The sequence below is a fragment of the Anabaena sp. UHCC 0451 genome (assembly GCF_034931405.1).
In the GTDB taxonomy this organism is placed as follows: domain Bacteria; phylum Cyanobacteriota; class Cyanobacteriia; order Cyanobacteriales; family Nostocaceae; genus RDYJ01.
On the sequence record NZ_JAYGHA010000027.1, the window covers coordinates 75,371 to 80,181 of the forward strand.

4 protein-coding genes are annotated in these 4,811 nt (G+C 37.6%); 2 read left to right on the forward strand and 2 right to left on the reverse strand.

Annotation, left to right across the window (positions count from 1 at the left end):
- Positions 1 to 167: 167 nt before the first annotated feature.
- A complete protein-coding gene (gene psb30, locus VB694_RS18515; protein WP_190564769.1) occupies positions 168 to 287 on the forward strand; it encodes a photosystem II reaction center protein Ycf12/Psb30 in 120 nt (39 codons plus the stop codon).
- Between the two features lie 74 nt (positions 288 to 361).
- Here the strand turns inward: psb30 and recJ are convergent, their stop codons facing one another.
- On the reverse strand, positions 362 to 2,401 hold the full coding sequence (gene recJ / locus VB694_RS18520; RefSeq protein ID WP_323361807.1) for a single-stranded-DNA-specific exonuclease RecJ: 2,040 nt from the start codon (positions 2,399 to 2,401) through the stop codon (positions 362 to 364).
- A 71-nt stretch (positions 2,402 to 2,472) separates the two neighbouring features.
- Between recJ and VB694_RS18525 the strand changes: the two genes are divergently transcribed.
- Positions 2,473 to 3,231 (forward strand): Uma2 family endonuclease, encoded by a 759-nt coding sequence (locus VB694_RS18525; protein WP_323361808.1) that lies wholly within the window; start codon positions 2,473 to 2,475, stop codon positions 3,229 to 3,231.
- A gap of 136 nt (positions 3,232 to 3,367) precedes the next feature.
- Here VB694_RS18525 and VB694_RS18530 read toward each other — a convergent pair.
- Positions 3,368 to 4,811: calcium-binding protein (locus VB694_RS18530; protein ID WP_323361809.1), on the reverse strand; the 1,444-nt coding region annotated here is incomplete at its 5' end.

The following is a 4,811-nucleotide window of genomic DNA, read 5'->3' on the forward strand; positions in this document are numbered from 1 at the left end:
CAGGATAAAGAATAAATATTCCCTGTTCCCTCTTCCCTGTTTACATTTTTATATATTTTCCTATAATTTTGTTAAGTAACTTAAAACTCATTGCCCCTATCCAGATATGATCTATGGCGGGCTTTGCATTTGAGTTATTGAATTTTTTAAAACCGTTTGGAGGAAAAATGGAAGCTTTAGCCAATATTAATTGGGAAGTTGTGTTTCAATTAACCTGTGTAGCATTGATTGTACTTGCAGGACCAGCAGTAATTTTTGTCCTTGCATTTCGTAACGGCAACTTATAAGTTGGGTAATGGGTAATGGGTAATGGGTGATGGGTAATTGATAATTCATGATTTTCCCTATTCCCTGTTACCTTTTACCTGTTCCCTGACAAAGCCTGGATAGCAGCTTGAATAATGCCATCATACTGGGGTAGAGATAAATCAACTTGTTTAGCATCTTCACGATTTATACCTAATAGACCTAGTTTATTCTCTGGCTGCATGACTAAAACCTTACCTTCATTATTTTTAATTCTTAATTCTGCACCCACACCATTTTGATAAATTCCACAGGTATATTGACGCTGTTTGTATTCAAATGTGCTGCGTTTAGATGGAATGGATGTAGTAAATAATTTTTCTACCTGTTGCGGAAGTCTAAAACCGACTAATTCCATTTCGATATTAGTATTACCATTAAAGTTATTTTCCCGGAGTTTGTAAGCAATATCTACCCGTGATGGTAAGGGGAAATAATCACGCCAACGCCAAGCGATCGCTTTAATTTTATACTGTTGATTATCAATAGTTTGGGCTAGAGTTAATTTAATGTGACCTTTACCAACAATTTGCTGTTCAATAACCTGTGCGTTAGCTGTCCAAAATATCGGATCTGGATTTTCAATACCACAAGGATGGAGAATATTTAATTGCTGGAATAAATCTTGATTAATTTGATTAAGATTAGCTTGAGCATCAATTTTTAATAGTGGTTTCAGGTGTTGAATTTCTAAACATTGATTGGCAAATTCAGCTAAACGCGATCGCAAAGCTAGTAAATTATCTGCTGGTAAAGAAAATCCTCCTGCGGCTTTATGTCCTCCATATTTACCGAGTAAATCATCTGCATATTGTAGAGCTTCAAAAACATGAAATTCAGGTATTCCCCGCGCAGAACCGCGAATAATGCCTTCATTTTCATAAGTGCCAATAAATACGGGAACACCATAACGTTCTAATAAACGAGAAGCAACAATCCCAATTACCCCATGATGCCAATTATCTTTGATAACGACTAGAACCCGTTCTTTATGGAGATAATTAACATATAAATCTTCAACGAGTGCGATCGCTTCCTGTTCAATTTGTTCGCACATTTGCTGACGTTGGAGGTTTATTTGTTCACACTGCATCGCTCTTTCTAGAGCAATTCCCACATCATCAGTTGTTAGCAATTCTATCACAGTTTGCGGGTTGCCAATTCTACCGATAGCATTAATTCTTGGACCCAAACGAAAACCAATATCTTCCGGTTTTAAAGATTTGGCATTTTGATTTTTTTCCCCTTCACTTGCTTGCACTCCAGCGACTTGAATTAAAGCCTGTACACCAGGTAAAGTTGACTTAGGTAATAACTTTAAACCCCGTTTTACCCAACGACGATTTACACCCGTTAAAGGAGCTAAATCGGCAATAGTTCCCAATGTAAATAAAGCTAACATGGGCTGAACTAAACCTTTTAATTCTCCCAATTGTTGAGCTAAAGATACTGCTAAAATATAAGCTACACCTACACCAGCAACACCACGATAAGGGGAAGATTCAGCTATTAATTTGGGGTTGAGAATTGCATTAGCTGGGGGTAAATTTGGGGGAATATCATGATGGTCAGTGATAATAACCTTTAAACCTAATTCTCTCGCTCTAGCGATAGGTTCAAAAGCAGAGATACCATTATCTACAGTCAGAATTAATCCTATACCTTCGCTGTGAAATTCTTCCACAATGCGTTTATTAATTCCATAACCTTCGTGCATTCGACTGGGGATAGCATAATCAACATTTGCACCCAAAGCGCGGAGACTTCTTAATAATAATGCAGTGCTAGTCATCCCATCTGCATCGTAGTCACCACAGATAGCAATTTTTTCTTGATTTTTAATAGCGGTTTCCAATAATTCTACACTTACTGCTAAATCTGGAAAATCTTCTAAAGGAGAAGGTAAATTTAAAGTTTCTGGACTGATAAATTTTTGTGCGTCTTCTGGTGTTTCCATCCCCCGATTAATCAACAATTGACTGATAATAGGGGAGAGATTAGTTAAATTAGCTAGATTTTGAGCTAATTCAGTGTTTGCTGGTGCAATTTGCCAGCGTTGATTAGGTAAACGTTTAATAGGTTTGTGATTGGTCATTGGTGATTAATTAATTAATTTCATATTTCACTTACTATAAAATAAAAATACATCAAGCTGAGGTAAATTTTATGGCAACCCAAATCAGTGAAAAAAAATCTTCTACTGAAATGGTCATCACTTGGGAAGCCTTACCCGATGATTTTCAGTTAGAGAATGAACCGGTGGAAAATACAGGACAGCCAATTTTGGCGGGTGCATTGCGAGAAAGTTTAGAAATTGTGGGTTTTATTCAACCCCAGATGTTAATAGCTTCTAATTTTGGTTTATGTGCGACAATAAATGGTCAGTTTATTGCTAAAGCACCTGATTGGTTGTTTGTACCTTCAGTAAAAGATATTATCACAGAACGCAAAATTTATACACCTAACTTAGAAGGAGATATTCCCGCTGTAGTTATAGAATTTTTATCTGATACTGAAGGTGGGGAATATTCCATTAAACCTACATATCCCCCAGGAAAATGGTTTTTTTATGAGCGAATTTTGCAAGTTCCTATTTATGTCATTTTTGATCCCGACGGAGGTTTATTAGAATTTTATCAATTAGAAAATGGGCGCTATGAATTAAAACAACCCAATGAAAATGGACTAAATTGGATTAATTCAATGGGTTTATTTTTAGGAACTTGGCGAGGGGAAAAGGAAGGTAGAAATGGTTATTGGTTAAGGTGGTGGGATGAAGCAGGTAATTTGTTACCTTGGTCTGTAGAATTGATTTCTCAAGAACGTCAAAGGGCGGAACAAGAACGACAGGAAAAAGAACGACTGAGAGAATATTTAATATCTCAAGGTATTGACCCTGATAATTTACCCACAGCAACGCCTTAGTGATATTTGTAGGGGTTTAGCAATGCTAAACCCTCATTTGTTAGAATCAGGATATCCAGGATTTAAGGATGAACAGGATATTGAACTTTTCAGATCCCCGACTTCTTTAAGAAGTCGGGGATCTTGTTATTGATAATTAACTAAACAAGAAATTAGCACCAAACAAATTCACATTCACATCAGCAGCAGTAAACCCTGTTGTAGCTGATAAAGTAGCTAATAGTGTACCAGTGCCAAAACCAGTATTAGTAGGATTACCATCACCGATACGGAATAAAGTATTACTACCAGAAGTCACCACATCAATATCAGTAATACCTATAAACTGAAATTGGATTTGATCACCACCCACACCTCGCACAAATTGAGTAATGGTATCCGCACCATCTCCAGAGGCATAATTAACGATATCTACAGCACCATCATTTAAACCCAGATTGAGTCTATCGTTACCCAGTCCACCAGTGAAAGTATCAGCACCAGCTTTACCATCAAGGACATCATTACCAGCAAAACCTGTCAGAATATTAGCTGCGGCATTGCCTGTAATCCTATTAATCAGGTCGTTACCTGTACCATTAATGGTAGATGTTCCTTGTAAGGTCAGGTTTTCTAGGTTGTTTCCCAATGTGTAAGTTATGGTACTGAAAACAGTGTCAGTTCCAGCACTAGCGGCTTCTGTGATGCTATCTAGGGTATTATCTACATAGTAGGAATCATTACCCGTACCACCAATCATGGTATCAGCACCTGCTCTACCATTGAGGACATTATTACCACTATTACCAGTGAGGGTATTATTTAAGGTGTTACCAGTACCGTTAATAGCTGCTGTACCAGTGAGGGTTAATCTTTCTAAGTGGGCTTTTAATATCCAAGTAATAGAAGATTCAACGGTATCAATGCCTTGATTTAAAGCTTCAGCAATGAAATCACCAACATTATCTACAAAATAAGTATCATTGCCAGTACCACCGACTAATAAATCTGCACCTGTTCCACCATTGAGGGTATCATTTCCATCACCACCAAATAAATCATCTTCTCCTGCACCTGATTTTATCCAATCGTTTGCAGTAGTACCTAAAAAGCTGACAGTACCAGTAAATGCGCCTAAATCAAACCGTTCAAAGCCAATAATTGTTGTACCAGGAATATCTAATTGATTGGTGGCGTTAGTGGTATCAATGGCGATAATATCATTTACAGTTCCCCCGGTAATGCTCAGGGTATCTGTGCCTGTGTTACCGTTGAGGGTGTCGTTTTGTTGCAGGTTAGCAAAGGTACTGGTGATTGCGTCATCTCCACCTTGAGCATCAATGATATCTTTTTCGGATGTGGTGGTGAAGTTTTCGTTACTGACTGTCCCTATGATGGTGTTATCTAGGTCATTGATATTGATGGTAAATTGCTTTTCTAAGGATAAGCCATCTTGATCTGTAGTCCGCAAGCGCACGCTGTAACTGTTTTTAGTTTCAAAATCAAAACTAGCATTAGTTAACAGTTGATTACCAACAATGGAAAAAGATGGGTTATCGGTATCACCTGTACCTGTAACTAAGCTATAGGTGAAAGTGGGG

Bases quoted from the DNA above. Each gene is read 5' to 3' on its own strand.
- psb30 (WP_190564769.1), top strand. From the start codon at position 168: ATGGAAGCTTTAGCCAATATTAATTGGGAAGTTGTGTTTCAATTAACC.
- recJ (WP_323361807.1), bottom strand. From the start codon at position 2,401: ATGACCAATCACAAACCTATTAAACGTTTACCTAATCAACGCTGGCAA.
- VB694_RS18525 (WP_323361808.1), top strand. From the start codon at position 2,473: ATGGCAACCCAAATCAGTGAAAAAAAATCTTCTACTGAAATGGTCATC.